Annotated in this window: 15 protein-coding genes and 1 pseudogene; 10 read left to right on the forward strand and 6 right to left on the reverse strand. The window is 72.0% G+C overall.

Annotated elements, in window-relative coordinates; translation table 11 throughout:
* The first annotated feature begins 499 nt into the window (after nt 1-499).
* The 9 genes from rpmH (at nt 500) to AC2CHG_RS03840 (ending at nt 9637) form a co-directional block, all read left to right on the forward strand.
* Nucleotides 500-637, forward strand: coding sequence for a 50S ribosomal protein L34 (rpmH, locus tag AC2CHG_RS03800; RefSeq protein WP_013289388.1), 138 nt, complete (start codon nt 500-502; stop codon nt 635-637).
* Nucleotides 638-671: 34 nt separating this feature from the next.
* A complete protein-coding gene (rnpA, locus tag AC2CHG_RS03805) occupies nt 672-1085 on the forward strand; it encodes a ribonuclease P protein component (protein WP_484524157.1) in 414 nt (137 codons plus the stop codon).
* Nucleotides 1086-1129: 44 nt separating this feature from the next.
* Nucleotides 1130-1369 (forward strand): membrane protein insertion efficiency factor YidD, encoded by a 240-nt coding sequence (yidD, locus tag AC2CHG_RS03810; protein WP_013477538.1) that lies wholly within the window; start codon nt 1130-1132, stop codon nt 1367-1369.
* A complete protein-coding gene (gene yidC, locus AC2CHG_RS03815; RefSeq protein ID WP_262012908.1) occupies nt 1370-2371 on the forward strand; it encodes a membrane protein insertase YidC in 1002 nt (333 codons plus the stop codon).
* A gap of 211 nt (nt 2372-2582) precedes the next feature.
* Nucleotides 2583-3170 (forward strand): Jag family protein, encoded by a 588-nt coding sequence (locus tag AC2CHG_RS03820; protein ID WP_135242593.1) that lies wholly within the window; start codon nt 2583-2585, stop codon nt 3168-3170.
* Nucleotides 3171-3511: 341 nt separating this feature from the next.
* Nucleotides 3512-4273 carry a 16S rRNA (guanine(527)-N(7))-methyltransferase RsmG gene (gene rsmG / locus AC2CHG_RS03825; RefSeq protein WP_402813040.1) on the forward strand — a complete coding sequence of 254 codons (762 nt, stop codon included), beginning with the start codon at nt 3512-3514 and terminating at the stop codon, nt 4271-4273.
* A gap of 245 nt (nt 4274-4518) precedes the next feature.
* The gene (locus tag AC2CHG_RS03830; RefSeq protein WP_484524158.1) at nt 4519-5856 is read left to right on the forward strand and encodes a ParA family protein; all 1338 of its coding nucleotides are present in this window, start codon (nt 4519-4521) and stop codon (nt 5854-5856) included.
* Between the two features lie 27 nt (nt 5857-5883).
* On the forward strand, nt 5884-6924 hold the full coding sequence (locus tag AC2CHG_RS03835; RefSeq protein WP_357209543.1) for a ParB/RepB/Spo0J family partition protein: 1041 nt from the start codon (nt 5884-5886) through the stop codon (nt 6922-6924).
* A 1846-nt stretch (nt 6925-8770) separates the two neighbouring features.
* Nucleotides 8771-9637 carry a hypothetical protein gene (locus tag AC2CHG_RS03840; protein ID WP_484524159.1) on the forward strand — a complete coding sequence of 289 codons (867 nt, stop codon included), beginning with the start codon at nt 8771-8773 and terminating at the stop codon, nt 9635-9637.
* A 2-nt stretch (nt 9638-9639) separates the two neighbouring features.
* On the opposite strand, the gene AC2CHG_RS03845 is transcribed toward AC2CHG_RS03840, so the two are convergent.
* A complete protein-coding gene (locus AC2CHG_RS03845; RefSeq protein ID WP_484524160.1) occupies nt 9640-10632 on the reverse strand; it encodes a D-alanine--D-alanine ligase family protein in 993 nt (330 codons plus the stop codon).
* A gap of 7 nt (nt 10633-10639) precedes the next feature.
* The gene (locus AC2CHG_RS03850) at nt 10640-11953 is read right to left on the reverse strand and encodes an aminotransferase-like domain-containing protein (RefSeq protein ID WP_262012912.1); all 1314 of its coding nucleotides are present in this window, start codon (nt 11951-11953) and stop codon (nt 10640-10642) included.
* Nucleotides 11954-12235: 282 nt separating this feature from the next.
* On the opposite strand from AC2CHG_RS03850, the gene AC2CHG_RS03855 reads away from it, so the two are divergent.
* A complete protein-coding gene (locus AC2CHG_RS03855; protein WP_013289377.1) occupies nt 12236-12901 on the forward strand; it encodes a GNAT family N-acetyltransferase in 666 nt (221 codons plus the stop codon).
* A gap of 8 nt (nt 12902-12909) precedes the next feature.
* On the opposite strand, the gene AC2CHG_RS03860 is transcribed toward AC2CHG_RS03855, so the two are convergent.
* The 4 genes and pseudogenes from AC2CHG_RS03860 to AC2CHG_RS03875 all read right to left on the reverse strand — a co-directional run.
* Nucleotides 12910-14070, reverse strand: coding sequence for an N-acetylmuramoyl-L-alanine amidase (locus AC2CHG_RS03860; RefSeq protein ID WP_484524161.1), 1161 nt, complete (start codon nt 14068-14070; stop codon nt 12910-12912).
* Between the two features lie 163 nt (nt 14071-14233).
* Nucleotides 14234-14557 (reverse strand): thioredoxin, encoded by a 324-nt coding sequence (gene trxA / locus AC2CHG_RS03865; RefSeq protein ID WP_013289375.1) that lies wholly within the window; start codon nt 14555-14557, stop codon nt 14234-14236.
* A 38-nt stretch (nt 14558-14595) separates the two neighbouring features.
* Complete coding sequence (gene trxB / locus AC2CHG_RS03870) at nt 14596-15549, reverse strand: thioredoxin-disulfide reductase (protein WP_484524162.1); 954 nt, start codon at nt 15547-15549, stop codon at nt 14596-14598.
* Nucleotides 15550-15726: 177 nt separating this feature from the next.
* Nucleotides 15727-16345 (reverse strand): annotated as a pseudogene (locus AC2CHG_RS03875) (hypothetical protein); the annotation flags it as partial.

The raw sequence follows: 16345 nt of genomic DNA on the forward strand, positions 1-16345 counted from the left end.
AGCCTGTGTACCGACCGATTGTGGCCGCCCACCGGACGCGGGTCGGACCTGCCCCCCTCGATCCACGGAGGCGTTGAAGCGGGTTCACCGTGCCGAACGATTCAACAGCGTGTCCGGTCTTGCCGATCGGCGACAAACCCCGGACCCCCGACGCCGACCGCAATCGCGCACGCTAACAGCGCGGACCCCACAGCATCAACCGGCGACACCCTGACGACCTTGGCAACATCAGTGAAAACCGCCCCTTCGGTCGCGCTTGCCCGCAGGTCGGACGCCCGAGTGTGACGTTTGACGGTCATTGCGCCCCTGCGTAGGCTGGAGCGGCTGCTCTCTCGCCCTCTGCTAGGGTGATTGATGCTTGCTGTCCGTGGCTGTCACCCCGCATCGCCGGGGAGCGTGTCACGGCAGCGCCGATCGGAGGTCACCGACAGGTGATCTGGACCAGCACACGACCCCGGGCGATCCGCCGCGCGGGGCGTACGACAACGGAGAGCCTGACGTGAGCAAGCGCACCTACCAGCCGAACAACCGCCGGCGCGCGAAGACCCACGGCTTCCGGCTGCGCATGCGCACCCGTGCCGGCCGCGCCATCATCTCGACCCGTCGCTCCAAGGGCCGCGCGCGCCTGTCGGCCTGACGCCGACAGGTCCGGTCCGGGGACGTGGGCAGTCGTGCTGGCCGCCGCGCAACGACTGCGGCGCAGTAGCGACTTCGCCGCAGCGGTTCGCGGTGGCCGACGCGTCGGCCGTGGCGCCGTCGTGGTCCACCTGACCATCCCCGAGCCGATCGGCACCACCGCGACACTCTCGCCGGAGCCGGCGCGAAGCATCGGTGCGGAGAATTCCGCACCGAGCCGCGCCGGCTTCGTCGTGTCCAAGGCCGTCGGCGGCGCTGTGGTCCGCAACAAGGTCCGCCGCCGGCTCCGGCACCTGGTCCGCGAGCGGCTGGCCGAGCTGCCCACCGGCACCACCCTCGTGGTACGCGCGCTGCCCGCATCGGCCGACGCGACGTACACCCGGCTCGGGGCCGACCTGGACGCGGCCATCGCCGCCGCGCGGGCCCCCCGGGGACGGCGGTCGCGGTGAGCGGCCCGACGACGGCGACTCCGTCGCCCACAACCGGTGCCCGCATGCTGCTGGCGCCCATCATCGCGTACCGTCGGTGGATAAGTCCGGCACTGCCGGCCCGCTGCCGGTTCTACCCGTCGTGCAGTGCCTACGCCGTGGAGGCGGTGTCCCGGCACGGTGCGCTGCGGGGAGCCTGGCTGACGGTCCGTCGGCTGTCGCGCTGCCACCCCTTCCACCCTGGTGGACACGACCCGGTTCCGGAGCCGGGCGACCGCCGCCGTTCCGACGTGACTGGAGCCTGAGTGTTTAGTCTCGACTGGATCTACTACGCGATCTCGTGGATCCTGCTGACCTGGCACTCGGCCTGGGACGCCATCGGAGTTCCGGTCGGGGCCGTGATCGGTACGAACTGGGCCTGGATCCTCGCCATCGTCTTCCTGGTGGTGACGGTCCGGGTGATCCTGTTCCCGGTCTTCGTCAAGCAGATCAAGTCGCAGCGTGCCATGCAGGCGCTCCAGCCGAAGGTCAAGGAGCTCCAGGAGAAGCACAAGGGTGACCGGGAGACGCTCCAGAAGGAGATGATGGAGCTCTATCGGAAGGAAAAGGCCAACCCGCTCATGGGCTGCCTTCCGATGTTCCTCCAGATCCCGGTCTTCCTGGGCCTGTTCCACACGCTGCGCCGCCTCAGCCCCGACAACCAGGGCAAGACCCTGTACGGCTGGACCGTCGACCAGTTCAACAGCGCCTCCAACGCGACGCTGTTCACCGCACCGATCTCCGGCAAGTTCGGCTCCACCGCCGAGGAACTGAGCCGGCTGGGTGCGAACACCGGCACGGTCAAGGTGGTCGCCGGCATCCTGGTGCTGATCATGATCGCCACCACCTACCTGACCAGCCGTCAGATGATCCTCAAGACCGGGTGGGCCGAGGACCCGCAGCAGCGCATGGTGCAGCGGCTGATGCTCTACGGCATCCCGCTGTCGCTGCTGATCTCGGGTGCGATCTTCCCGATCGGTGTGATCATCTACTGGGTCACCAACAACCTCTTCACGCTCGGCCAGCAGCAGTGGGTGCTGCGGAAGTTCCCGCCGCCGCCGACCGCGAAGAGCACCAGCGCCGCCAAGAGCACCTCCGGCAAGAACCCGGTGCAGCCGGCCAAGGCCGGTGGCCTGTTCGGCCGCAAGGCGGCCCAGCCGCCGGCGAAGGCTCCGGCCGCCGCGCCGAAGGTGGCCGGCCCGAAGCCTGGTGCCAAGCCGGTCAACCCGAAGAAGGGTGGCAGCAAGCCCGCCAAGCGACAGGGCTGAGCCCACAGGGCCACCGTCGGCGACGTCGGCGGTGGCCCGTTCCGGCCGCGTGCTGCCATCCGAGGAGTCGGCGCCGGGCCGGAATCACCGCGCGGAGCGCGGACACGGGCGAAACTGGCCCGTACAGACGTGCCCGAGGGCACCCGGCGAACCTCCCGCCGGCCCCGGGAGACCAGCGGACCCCCGACGGTCCGGCCGAGCGAGTACGGAGATGAGACCCGTGACCGAGACCAGCATCCCCAGCGCCGACCAGTCCCTGGACGAGGAGACCCCCGTTACCGCCGCCACCGAGACCGAGGACGCCGCGGGCGAGGCCCGGGAGAAGAAGGCCCCGGCCGAGAGCGACCTGTTCCGGCAGAGCGAGATCGCCGCCGACTACGTCGAGGGTCTGCTGGACATCCTCGACTACGACGGTGACATCGACGAGCTGGTGTCGGGTGGCCGCCCGGTCGTCGAGGTGGTAGGTGGCCGGCTGCAGAACCTGGTCGGCCAGCGTGGCGCGACCCTGGAGGCGCTCCAGGAACTGGCCCGGCTGGCCGTGTTCCGCCAGACCGGCACGCCGAGCCGGCTGCTGCTCGACGTCGGCGGCTACCGGGCCGCCCGCCGCAAGGAGCTGGCCGCCGTGGCGAAGAACGCGGTCGAGAAGGTCAAGGAGCACGGCGAGCCGGTGCGCCTGGAGCCGATGTCCGCGTTCGAGCGCAAGTGCGTGCACGACGTGGTGAACGCGATGAGCGGGGTGGAGAGCGAGTCCGAGGGCGTCGAGCCCAACCGCCGCATCGTCGTCCGGCCGGTGGACTGAGGTCCGTGATCTCCGACGAGACGACGGCAGGAGCCGTGACCGGCCCGGGCGGTATGCCGCCCGGGCCGTCGGCTGTGCGCCCCGACCCCACTGTCGACCCGGTCTTCTCCGACGACGACGGGCCGGCCGACCCCGCGTACCCGGGAAAGGCCGTGACCGACCCCGGCGAGCCCGCCTTCTCCGGCGAGCCGGCGGTGGTGCCCGGGGTCGAGCCCGCAGACCCGGCGGTGGACGTGATGCCCGCCTTCTCCGGTGAGCCGGCGGCGGACGTGGCACCGGCGGCTCCGGCCGCGGCGGCCGACCCGGTCTTCGCGGAACCGTCGGCGGACGGACCGTCCCTCGTGGACGGTGGTGGCGACGCCGGTGCCCCCGACCCGGCGACGGCGACGCTGCCGCCCGAGCTGGCGGAGGCCGCCCGCGCGTTGTTCGGCGACCGGCTCGACCTGGCCGCCGCGTACGCCGAACTGCTCGCCACCGACGGCGTGGTTCGCGGCCTGATCGGGCCCCGCGAGACGCCGCGGCTCTGGGAGCGGCACCTGCTCAACTGCGCGGTGGTGGCGGAACGGATCCCGGAGGGAGCCAGCGTGATCGACGTCGGCTCCGGCGCCGGGCTCCCCGGTCTGGTGCTGGCGATCGCGCGCCCCGACCTCACCGTGACGCTCGTGGAGCCGCTGGCCCGGCGAACCGCCTTCCTGATCGAGGCGGTGCAGCGCCTCGGCGTGACCCGGGACGTGCGTGTGTTCCGTGGGCGGGCCGAGGAGGCGGCGGCCGGGTCGCGCGACCGGGAACCGCTGAGCGCCGACATCGTGACCGCCCGCGCGGTGGCCCCGCTGGACCGGCTCGCCTCCTGGTGCCTGCCGCTCGTGGCTCCCGGCGGACGGCTGGTCGCACTCAAGGGCGCCTCGGCGGCCGACGAGATCACCGAGCACACCGAGGCCGTGATCCGCCTCGGCGGCGGGACCCCGGAACTGCACCGCTGTGGCGAAGGGGTGATCGACCCCCCGGCGACTGTGGTCGAGGTGGTCCGGGAGCGCGTGGTCAACCCGCGCCGTCCCAAGAAGCCGAAGCGGTCGCGTGGCGGTCGCCGTCGCGGCGACCGCTGAGCGGGTACGCCATTCCGCACGCCCGGTCCGGTCGTTGGACCGGTGGGCGTGACGCGATCGATCGCAACCCGACATGGACCCACCGCGCCCGTCGGCCGTAGGCTGACCGCGCGTCGATAGTGTGGAACGGCGGTGCCGGGCGGCACCCGAACCCGATGGTTCCCGCCGAGCCGACGGCGCCGTGCGAGGCGCGGACGCGATTCGACGGGTGCGGACCGACCATCCGGAGCGGGTAGGGATGACAGGTGCATGACGACGGCAGGTACGACGATCCACGGTTGACCGGACCAGGAGGCCAGCCCTCCGCCGACCCCGTTTCACGTGAAACCAACTACCAGGAGTGGACGGTGAACGAGTCCGGCGAACCGGCCTCCCCGTATCCGGCGCAGCCGTCCAAGCGACGGGAATCGTCGGTCGGCGGGCCGGTGCGCCCCGTCTCGTCCGCGCCTGCGAACGTACCGCCGGCCCGCGATCCGCTCGATCCGGCCGACGGTCCGGTGAACGCACCGACCCCGCGCCCGCCCGCGGTGCGGGCGAACGCCGCCGTACCCACCCGCTACGAACCCCAGCCGCCCGTCTCGGCCGTGCCGTACCAGGCCGCCCCCGAGGCCACCGTGGCGCCGTCCGACACGCCACAGGCAGACGGGTACGGGGACGAGGTAGACGCCAGCACGTACGTTTCACGTGAAACCCCGACGCGCGAAGAGGATGATCCACCGTTGGCTATGGAGGCGATGCGCGCCGTGCAGATCCTGAATCCCAGTGGCGAGGTCACCATGCCGCGCCCTGACCGGACCCGGGTGATGTGCGTCGCCAACCAGAAGGGCGGCGTGGGTAAGACGACCACCACCGTGAACCTCGCCGTGGCGCTCGCGCTGCACGGCAACCGGGTGCTCGTGGTCGACCTTGACCCCCAGGGCAACGCCTCCACCGGTCTGAACGTGCCGCACCACACGGGCGTGCCCGACGTCTACGACTGCCTGATCGACAGCGTGCCGCTCGAAGAGGTGGCCCAGGCCGTCGAGGGCATCCCGAACCTCTGGTGCGTACCGGCCACCATCGACCTGGCCGGCGCCGAGATCGAGCTCGTCTCGGTGGTGGCTCGGGAGTCGCGCCTGGCGCGGGCCATCGCCGCGTACCCGGGGCACTTCGACTACGTCTTCATAGACTGTCCGCCGTCGCTCGGCCTGCTGACCGTCAACGCGCTCGTGGCCGCGCAGGAGGTGCTGATCCCGATCCAGTGCGAGTACTACGCGCTGGAGGGCCTCAACCAGCTCATAAACAACATCAACCTGGTTCGTCAGCACCTCAACCCGAAGCTCGAGGTCTCCACCATCCTGCTCACCATGTACGACAGGCGTACCCGGCTCGCCGACGCGGTGGAGCAGGACGTCCGGAACCACTTCGGCGACAAGGTGCTTCAGGCGGTCATCCCCCGCAACGTGCGTGTCTCCGAGGCGCCGAGCTACGGCCAGTCGGTGATGACCTACGATCCCGGTTCGCGGGGAGCCACGAGTTACTTCGAGGCCGCCCAGGAGATCGCGGAGCGAGGCGTCAAGGAGCCGGTGAGCCGGAATGCGTAGTGCGGAGATGTCGCTGGGAGGCGTCGCATGAAGAACCGTCCCCGCGGCGGACTGGGCCGAGGGCTCGGCGCCCTCATCCCCACCGGCCCGGTACCGGGCGCCGAACCGGCGGCCACCGAACCGGACTCGTCGCCGGCTGCCGCGTCGCCGGCGGCTCCGGCCGCTGGTGCGACTGCCGCCATCACCGGTGGCGTCGCAAGCACCCCGTCGCCGGCCGCCGAGCCCGAGCCACAGCTGAGCCCGGTGCCCGGCGCGCGCTTCGCGGAGATTCCGGTCGACGCGATCGTGCCGAACCCGAAGCAGCCCCGGCACGTCTTCGACGAGGAGGCGCTGGAGGAACTGAAGACCTCGATCCAGGAGGTCGGCTTCCTTCAGCCGATCGTGGTCCGCCAGCTCGACCCCGACAAGTTCGAACTCGTGATGGGCGAGCGGCGCTGGCGTGCCGCCCAGGCGGTCGGCCGGGAGACCATCCCCGCCATCGTCCGGGACACCAAGGACGACGCGATGCTCCGGGACGCGCTCCTGGAGAACATCCACCGCGCCAACCTCAACCCGCTCGAAGAGGCGGCGGCGTACCAGCAACTGCTGGAGGAGTTCGGCGCCACACACGAGGAACTGGCCCGGCGGATCGGCCGCAGCCGTCCGCAGATCTCCAACACGATCCGGCTGATGAACCTGCCGCCCGCCGTGCAGCGCCGCGTCGCCGCCGGTGTTCTCTCCGCCGGTCACGCCCGGGCTCTGCTCAGCCTCGACAACGCCGAGGCGCAGGAGGCACTCGCCGAGCGGATCGTCCGAGAGGGCATCACCGTACGCGGCGCCGAAGAACTCGTGCACCTGGCGCTCGCCGAGGAGCCGGCGAAGTCGGCCGCCGCCAAGCGCCGGCCGAAGCCGCACGCCCCGGCGCTCACCGATCTCGCGGACCGGCTCTCCGACCGGTTCGACACCCGGGTGAAGGTCGACATCGGCCGCAGCAAGGGCAAGATCACGATCGAGTTCGCCACCGTCGACGACCTGGAGCGGATCGTCGGGATCATCGGCATGGGCGAGGACGGGACGCCCGAGGCGTAGTCCTTCCTTCTCCGTTTGTCGATCCGGCCGCATCCCGATGAGGGGATGCGGCCGGATCTGTATCCGGGTTGGTTCGGTGCCGCTCGTTCGTTCTGGCGGCGGCGATGGGTCGTGGCGATTCCGGTCGACGGAGAGAACGACCCCTCGGAAGTCATTGCCGTTTCCGTCGAAGGGCCGGGCTTGGGCTGTCGCGCTTCGCTCCGCGTTTCACGTGAAACGGGAACCGGTGACTAGGAGATGGGGCGCGGGTGAACCCACTCTCCGCGCTGCTGATTGGTGGCACGCCGCGCGCCCGAGCGCTGAGCGGCCGAGTACGCGAGGGCGTAGTGCGCAAAGGTGCCGAGGGCCGCCTTCGGCGGTGACGAGTCGGTGAGCGCCCACTTCGTTGGTCTGGCAGAAGGGCTGACGGCGACGGCTCAGACGGAAGCCGTTCCTTGAACGACTCGAGCGTTCCGCGCGACGCACCCCGTCTAGCCGCCTGCTGGTGTCGCCGACCGATCGAACGCGAACCGGTTCTGCGCCGGAAAGCCCGTCGAGCCGCCGTGCCGTCAGGCCGCCGTGCCGCCGTGCCGTCAGGCCGCCGTGCCGTGAAGCCGTTCGAGCCGTCGGGCCGGCGACCGCCGCGCCGCCCTGCCCGGGCCAGCGTGCCGGCGTGTCCCAGAGTGACGTGGTCTCGGTCCGACAAGCCCTGAGCCAGGGCACGGGCGAACGGAGGATGACGACGCTGGCGGGCCGCAGGGTTGAGCACACCCGGCCGTGGCGGTCGCGCGGGAGTCGCTATGAAGAGCCCGATCCGATCGCGCATGTGAGCGATCCAGGCGCATTGAGCCGCGCTCCGCCGAACCGGGGAGCGCCGGCCGAGGGTCGCTGAGCCGAGGAGTGCCGAACCGAGTAATGCCGAACCAGGGAGTGCTCAATCGGGAGAGCGGCCGAACCGGGGAGCGGACGAAGCCGGGGAGCGGACGAAGCCGGGGAGCGGACGAAGCCGGGGACCGCCGGACCGGGGACCGCCGAGCCGAGGACTCTCGCGAGGAGCCCGGGCAACGGGCCGAGGCGTGCGGCCCGGCTCAGCATTCCCGGGGGACGGCTTCCGTTGAGTCGTCGGCGCCCCCCTCGAATGACCTACCAACTCTCTGCGCACCGGACCGGGTGGTCGCAGACTCCAGGGCGGCGAGCCCGATCAGCGACCGCCCGGAAACCCCGAGGCCGTGTGGCCCGCTCGGGCTCGGCCGGTCGGCTCGGACCCGCCTGCTGTTTCACGTGAAACGCGGCGACCGACCCGACCCTCATCTGATCGAGTCCCGGCTGTCCGAGTACAAGCGATGAGGCGCGGTGCCGGCGGCCATAAGCCGAGCGGTGATCGGCCCGGCTCGAGATCCGCGCGGCCCGGTCCGTTTCCAACGAACAACCGCCGGATGGTTCGTCTGTCGACTTACCTTCCGCCCGTCGCCCCGCGGCGCCTCGTTCGATCGGCCGCACCCGCCGAGGGCTCAGTCACGGTACGAGGCCGGCCCGGCGTCAGCGCGCCGAGTCACCGAGCCGAGAAGCGCGCCGACGCGCACCCGCCGTTTCACGTGAAACGGCTACGAGAGCCGCCGACACCCGGTGCGGATCGGTCGCCGGATCGTTGGAAGAACGGGCCCGGAGATACTCGAGGTTATCCACAGCGGTTGTCCACAGGCACTCCCCGTTTCACGTGAAACGAAGCGAGGAAACCCTTGCTGAGCAGTGCATGACGCGCTGTGCTGGTGATCTCGGCAGCCTGTGGACAACGCGGTGGACAACCGGTGGGCGGCCAGTGGAACAGGTAGGGACAGGCGTCGCCAACTCGGTTAGGGTCAGCGTCGTGCCGGACACCCCTCCCTCAGTTCCCGACTTCACCCAGTGGCCGTCCTTCCCCTTCGAGGGCGATCTCCGCGTCAAGCAGCTCGACGAGCCCGTACCGTTCGAACCTCCCCGCCGTGGCGAGGCGGACCGGGAGTGCACCGCCTGCAACGCGCCCGACGAGGCGTACATCTGGGTCGGTGAGCGGTGGCGCGTCCGCGCCATGGACCGGCCCACCGGCCTGCCGATGGTCCTGATCCTGGAGTCGCGTTCCCACCTGGATCTGGGCGACCTGCCGAACCTGCTCGCCGCCGAACTGGGCGTGATGACCGTCCGCCTGGAGCGGGCCGTGCGCTCGCTCGACGGGGTGGCCCGGGTCCACGTGAACCGGTGGGGCGACGGCTCGGCGCACCTGCACCTGTGGTTCCTGGCGCGGCCGTACGGGCGGCTGCAACTGCGGGGCACGTTCCTGTCGCTGTGGGATTCGATCCTGCCGCCGATCTCCGAGGACCAGTGGCGGGAGAACCTCGCCATGGTGGCCGCGTGGCTCGCCGAGTTCGGTGGTCGTCCGTTGGCCGAGCCGCCGCGCATCCAATGGCAGGCGCCGTCGAGTCTCTCCGCGACCTCCCCTGCGAACGCCGCTGAGGAGCCCGAGGAGGAGTCCGTCTCGGTGATCGAGGCAGCGGACGAGATCCCCGAGTCCGACGCGGCAGCGGACGTCTCAGACCCCTCGGCGGGCCCGTCGGAGCCCGGCCCGGCACCGCAGGCCGGCCCGGCGCCGGAAACCGCGCCGGGCAGCGCACCGACGAGCGCAGGCGACGACAAGGCGGGGGACGAGGGCGGAGACGAGAGCGACCGGCCGGACGCAGCGCGTACCCGGGAGAGCTGAGGTCAGCGGCGGGCGGCGGCCCGGGTCACGAGCGTGCCGAGGACCCGGCCGAAGTCCAGCCCCGCCGCCTGGATCGCCAGCGGCAGGAGCGACGTCTCGGTCATGCCCGGGGAGACGTTCACCTCCAGCACGTGCGGGTCGCCGCCGGCGTCGACGATCAGGTCGACCCGGGACACGTCGCGCAGTCCGAGCGCGGTGTGCGCGGCGAGCGCCACCTCGGTCACCCGGGCGGTCGTCGCGGCGTCGAGCCGGGCCGGCGCGTGCCAGGTGGTACGCCCGGCGGTGTAGCGGGCCGCGTAGTCGTAGACGCCGTTGCGCGGCACGATCTCGACCGGGGGCAGGGCCTGCGGCCCCTTGCCGAGGTCGAGCACGGAGACCGCCACGTCCATTCCGGGTACGTAGCGTTCCACGAGCGCGGTCTGGTCGTACGCGAAACAACCCACCATGGCGGCCGGCAGCGACGCCGCCTCCCTGACCACGGCGGCGCCCAGTCCGGAACCGCCCTGCGCCGGCTTGACCATCAGCGGCAGCCCGAGGCGGTCGACGATGCGGTCGAGGACGGCCACCGCGCCCAGTTCGGAGAAGCGGTCGTGCGGCAGCGCCACCCAGTCGGGCGTGGGGATGCCCGCCTCGCGCAGCACCGCCTTGGCGGACGGCTTGTCCCAGGCGAGGCGGGACGACCGGGCGTCGCAGCCGACGTAGGGCACGTCCCAGAGGTCGAGGACGCCGCGCAGCGAGCCGTCCTCGCCGGTGGCGCCGTGCAGGGCGATCACCACCGCGTCCGGCGGGTCGGCGGTCAGCGCGGGCAGCAGCGCCACGTCGGCGTCGCGCAGTTCCGCCTCGACGCCGACGGCGCGCAGCGCGTCGAGCACCCGGCGGCCCGACCGCAGGGAGACGTCCCGCTCGTAGGAGAGGCCGCCCGCGAGTACGAGCACGTGCAGCTCGTCGGTGGCGGATCCGGTCACGGGAGGCGTTGCGGCGGGGCTGTCGGACATGCGGGCATCATGCCAAGTCGGGGCCGGGCGCGTCCGAGCCGCCCTGGCGGCGGCGCGGTCCGGCACCGCCGACCGCGCCGAAGACCTTGCGCATGGCGATCTCCTGCTCCATCACCCCGGCCAGCCGGCGCACGCCCTCGCGGATCCGCTCCGGCGTCGGGAAGGAGAAGTTGAGCCGCATGTTCCCGGCGCCGGTGCCGTCGGCGTAGAAGCCGGTCCCCGGCACGTACGCGACGCGGGCGGCCACTGCCCGCGGCATCATCGCCTTGGAGTCGAGCCCGTCGGGCAGCGTCGCCCAGACGAACAGGCCGCCGCGCGGCGTGGTCCAGGTGGTGCCCTCCGGCATCAGGTCGGCCATCGCGTCGAGCAGCGCGTCCCGGCGCTCGCGGTAGACCTCGCGGTAGACCTTGAGCTGCTGCCGCCAGGGCATGGTGCCGAGGTACGTCGAGACGGCCGACTGCGCGTAGGCGCTCGGGCAGAGGATCTGCGCCTCGCTGGCGATGACCAGCTTGTCGCGGACCGCGTGCGGCGCCAGGATCCAGCCGACCCGCAGGCCCGGCGCGAACGTCTTGGAGAACGTGCTCAGGTAGAAGACGCCGTCGCGCCGCCGGGCCCGCAGCGGCCGGGGCGCCTCGCCCTCGAAACCGAGCTGACCGTACGGGTCGTCCTCCACCACGAGCAGACCGGCGCGCTCGCAGATGTCCAGCACCCGCTCGCGCCGCTCCTCGCTCAGCGTCACGCCGGCGGGGTTCTGGTAGGTGGGGATGGTGTAGAGGAACTTCACCCGCCGGCCGGCCCGGGCCAGGTCGGCGATGGCCGTCTCCAGCGCCTCCGGGATGAGCCCCTCGTCGTCCATCGGCACGTGGGCCACCTGGGCCTGGGCGGCCTGGAACACCCCGAGCGCGCCGACGTACGTCGGGCCCTCGGCGAGCACCACGTCACCCGGGTCCAGGAAGAGCCGGGCCACCAGGTCGAGGGCCTGCTGGCCGCCGACCGTGACCACCACGTCCTCCGGTGAGGCGCCGCAGGAGGCGTCGATCCCGGACAGGGACATCACCTCGCAGATCCGCTCACGCAGCTCGGGGGCACCCTGGCCGACGCCGTACTGGAGGGTGGTGGCACCGTGCTCGGAGCCGAGCCGGCCGAGCATCTCGCCGACCGCGTCGAGCGGCAGCGCGGCGATGTAGGGGGCCCCACCGGCGAGCGAGACGACCTCCGGCCGGTTGGCCACCGCGAAGAGTGCCCGGATCTCCGAGGCGGTCATCCCGCGGACGCGCCGGGCGTACCGGTCGGTGTAGTCGTCGAGCGTCGTGCCGGTCATGGACATCACCTCGATCGGGTGTCGGCGGGGCTGCCGCCCGGTGTGGTACCCGCGATGCCGACATCCATTGGCGGCGGGGGCCGGTTGGTCGATCGTAGTCCCCGGTGACGGTCGCGGCACCGGCCGTGTGGACACGTCCACATCCCGGACCCGCCGTCGGCCGTCCGGGCGAGGGCTCGCGCGTTCCCTCCCGTACCGCCGGACAGGGGCGTACGATCGCTCGTCGGGAGCAGGAGGGCGCGGGACTCACCGGCGCTCCGAGCCTAGTGGTGGGGTGCGCTCATGTCGCGACGTCTGGTCAGCCTGACCCTGGACACGCTGGAGGACCTGCCTCGATCCTGCCGCAGCTGCGTCTACTGGGAGCTGGATCCGGTCTCCGCGGAGCGGGCCTGTGCGGCCGGTGACCCGGGCCTGGAGAAGGAGGCGTGGGTCTCCCAGACGCTGCTGGAGTGGGGTTCCTGCGGCAAGCTCGTCTACGTCGACGGCATGCCGGCCGGTTTCGTCATGTACGCCCCGCCGGCGTACGTCCCGCGCTCGATGGCGTTTCCCACCTCGCCGGTCTCGGCGGACGCGGCGCTGCTGATGACGGCGCACGTGGTGCCCGCCTTCGCCGACGGCGGCCTGGGCCGGATGCTGGTGCAGGGCGTGGCCCGCGACCTGACCAAGCGCGGCATCAAGGCGATCGAGGCGTTCGGCGACGCCAAGTTCGGCGACGACGCGGACGACCCGGCGCGCGCGTGCGTGGCGCCCGCCGACTTCTTCCTCTCGGTGGGCTTCAAGACGGTCCGGCCGCACCCCCGCTACCCTCGGCTGCGGCTGGAGTTGCGGACGGCGCTGAGCTGGAAGTCGGACGTCGAGTACGCGCTGGAGAAGCTGCTCGGCTCGATGAGCCCGGAGACGCTGCTGCGGCCGGTCCGCCCGGCGCCCGCCACCCGCTCGACGAGCTGAGTCGCGGCTCAGTCGAGAACGGTGCCGGCGGCCACGATCGCCCGCAGCTCGCTCACGTCGATCGAGCCGGTCGGCACGTCCCGCTCGATCGGCAGGTACATCCGCTGCACGCCGGCCACGATGGCCTCGACCACCCGGTCCCGGAAACGCGGGTCGACGAGCCGCCCCCTGTCGTCCGGTGAGGTGAGGTAGCCGACCTCGACGCGTACCGCGGGCATCCGGGTGAGCCGGAGCAGCTCCCACGCCTTGGCGTGGGTACGGCAGTCGCGCAGCCCGGTGCGGGCCACGATCTCCCGCTGCACGAGCCCGGCGAGGCGCTCGCCGGTGGCCGACGTGACGCCGTTGTCGGTGCCGTAGTGGTAGGTCGCCACCCCCTCGGCCTCCGGGTTGGCGTGCCCGTCGGTGTGCAGCGAGATGAACACGTCGGCGCCGAGGGAGTTGGCGAGCTGGGCCCGGTCCGCGTCCGGCAGGCAGGCGCCGGGCGACGGGCCCCGGGTGAGCTGCACCCGCACGCCGGCGGCCGCGAGCCGCCCCTCCAGCCGGCTGGCGAGGTCGTGCACGAGGTCCGCCTCGGTCCAGCGCAGCGTGCCATCGGGCACCACCACTCCCGGGTCGGTGCCGCCGTGCCCCGGGTCGATCACCACGGTCCGCCCGACGAGCGTCGGACCGGCCTGCCGGATGGCGTCGGACTCGCGCAGCCACTGCGGGCGCCCGCCGACCACCTTGCGGCCGAGGCGGCGCAGCGCGTTGACGGTGTGCGGCCCGCACGAGCCGTCCGGTTTCAGGCCCATCTCCCGCTGGAACTGCGCCACCGCGCGGGAGGTGCGGATGCCGTAGATGGCGTCGGCGCGGCCCACGTCGTACCCCATCTCCAGCAGCCGTTCCTGGAGCGAGCGGACGTCCTCGCCGGTCAGCGGCTCGGGTACGGCGTGGTAGAGCGCGCGGGCGCCGAACCGCCAGCGGGCCGCGTCGAGCGCCCGCCAGGTCTCGGCGCCGACCCGCCCGTCGACGCTGAGGCCGCGGGACTGCTGGAAGGCCCGCACCGCGCGTTCGGTCTGGGCGTCGTAATCGTCACCAGCGGCCTCGGCGGGGAGAAGTTCCAGGCCGGCGAGGACGGTACGGATCTCGGCCACCGCCGGTCCCTGGTCACCGGGTCGGATCGGACGCACGACGACCCCCTCTGCACGGACGTTGGCGGACCGGAACTCCGACGGCTGCTTACGGAGCGTACCGTGGCCGATACCCGGCGGGTTCGCGTTCATGCAGGTCAGGGAAGCCGGAACCCCCGCCACCGGGGTGCGGTGACGGGGGTTCCGGCGGTGTCGGTACGGCTCAGAGCGCCGACTCGATGAGCTTGACCAGCTCACCCTTCGGCTTGGCGCCGGCGATCGACTGCACCGGCTGGCCGTTCTTGAAGATGGTCAGCGTCGGCACCGACATCACCCGGTAGGCGCGCGCCGTCTCCGGGTTCTCGTCGATGTTGAGCTTGACGATGGTGACCTGGTCCTTCATCTCGCCCGCGATCTCCTCCAGCAGCGGCGAGACCTTGCGGCAAGGGCCGCACCACTCCGCCCAGAAGTCGACCAGAACCGGCTTGTCGGACTGCAGCACGTCGCTGACGAAGCTGGCGTCCGTGACCGCCTTGGTTGCACCCACTATGAACTCTCCTCCTCCGAACCTTGCTCGTGGAACTCTCAGCCCTTAATGGTGGCGATGAACCGCTCGGCGTCCAGCGCGGCGGCGCAGCCGGTGCCGGCCGCCGTGATGGCCTGCCGGTAGGTGTGGTCGACGAGGTCACCCGCCGCGAACACGCCGGGCACGCTGGTACGGGTGCTGGGGGCCTGCACCTTCACATACCCCTCGTCGTCCAGCTCCACCTGACCACGGAACAGCTCGCTGCGCGGGTCGTGCCCGATCGCCACGAACACGCCCGTGACGTCGAGCACCTTGCTCTCGCCGGTGTGCACGTTGCGCACCCGTACGCCGCTTACCTTGCCGTCGTCGCCGAGGATCTCCTCGACCACGGTGTTCCACTCGACCTTGATCTTCTCGTTGCTCAGCGCCCGGTCCGCCATGATCTTGCTGGCGCGGAACGAGTCGCGGCGGTGGAGGATCGTCACCGACTCGGCGAAACGGGTGAGGAAGCTCGCCTCCTCCATCGCCGAGTCGCCGCCGCCGACCACCACGATGTGCTGGTTGCGGAAGAAGAAGCCGTCACAGGTGGCACAGGACGACACGCCGTGGCCCAGGTATTCCTGCTCGCCCGGCACACCCAGCGGACGCCAGGCCGAGCCGGTGGAGAGGACGACGGCGCGGGCGCGGTAGGCGGTCTCGCCGACCCACACGGTGCTCACCGCGTCGGAGCCGATCTCGCCGGTGTCCTTCAGCTCGACCCGCGTCACGTCGTCGGTGAGGAACTCGGCGCCGAAGCGCTCGGCCTGCTTGCGCATGTTGTCCATCAGCTCGGGGCCGAGGATGCCGTCCGCGAAGCCGGGGAAGTTCTCCACCTCGGTGGTGGTCATCAGCGCGCCACCCGACTGCACGCCCTCGATCACCAGGGGCTTCAGGTTGGCGCGGGCGGCGTAGACCGCCGCCGTGTAGCCGGCCGGACCGGAGCCGATGATGATCAGGTTGCGGACCTCGTCCACTGCCGTCTCCCGATGTGTGTGTTCGTCACCGGCCGCACCGATGTCGATCCCGAGTGCCGACGGCTCTAGGGACGCCGGCGCCTGACTTGCAGAACGCCATCGTACGAAGCGGGGATTCCCGAGCCGGTCATCCGGTGGGTCAGGTCACGTGGCGGGACAAGCGTCGTGACCGCGTTTTCACCCTACCCGCGTCTGGAACCGCGTGTCCGCGCCGGACCCGGGTACCCCGCACTCCGGCCCGCTCACCCAGCCCCAGCGGGCGCCGCCGGCGTCCGCGAACGTCACCACGAGCGCCGGTACGCCCTGGAAGCGGGCGTAGTCGACCATGTTCACGGTGAGCGGCCCGCCGCCGTGCTCGGCCCCGATCGCGGTGAGGCACGCGGCGAGCGTCTCCGGCCGGGCCAGCCGGTCCAGCCCGCCGAGGGCGCTGAGGCGCTGATCCTCGCGGAACAGGGGCGTCTCCGCGCCGTCCTTCGCCGCGCCGGACGGCCCGGCCATGTCTCCCGGGATCGACTTCGCTCCGGCGGGCGCCCGGTCGGCGGCGAGGCGCTCCGGTGTCCAGTCGGTGCCGCTGCGCACTGCCGGTCCGGTGGTCCGGTACGGCGCGGCGGCCATCGGTGCCGCCTCCCCGCCCGCCCGGTCGGCGGTGCTGACGCCGCCGTCGCCGGAGTCGGCCATCCGGCCCACACCGAGCCCCACCGCGGCGACCGAGGCCGCGGCCAGCGCCACCGGCCCGGCGATCCGGGCCCAGCGCCGGGGGCGACGACCGGGGCCGCTGTGCCGGTCGGGACGGGGG

Source organism: Micromonospora sp. ATLC20 (assembly GCF_057196585.1).

What these genes read in the sequence shown, in the direction of transcription:
- yidD (WP_013477538.1), top strand. Translation starts at nt 1,130, where the DNA reads ATGCTGCTGGCGCCCATCATCGCGTACCGTCGGTGGATAAGTCCGGCA.
- AC2CHG_RS03820 (WP_135242593.1), top strand. Translation starts at nt 2,583, where the DNA reads ATGAGACCCGTGACCGAGACCAGCATCCCCAGCGCCGACCAGTCCCTG.
- AC2CHG_RS03835 (WP_357209543.1), top strand. Translation starts at nt 5,884, where the DNA reads ATGAAGAACCGTCCCCGCGGCGGACTGGGCCGAGGGCTCGGCGCCCTC.
- AC2CHG_RS03845 (WP_484524160.1), bottom strand. Translation starts at nt 10,632, where the DNA reads ATGTCCGACAGCCCCGCCGCAACGCCTCCCGTGACCGGATCCGCCACC.
- AC2CHG_RS03850 (WP_262012912.1), bottom strand. Translation starts at nt 11,953, where the DNA reads ATGACCGGCACGACGCTCGACGACTACACCGACCGGTACGCCCGGCGC.
- AC2CHG_RS03855 (WP_013289377.1), top strand. Translation starts at nt 12,236, where the DNA reads ATGTCGCGACGTCTGGTCAGCCTGACCCTGGACACGCTGGAGGACCTG.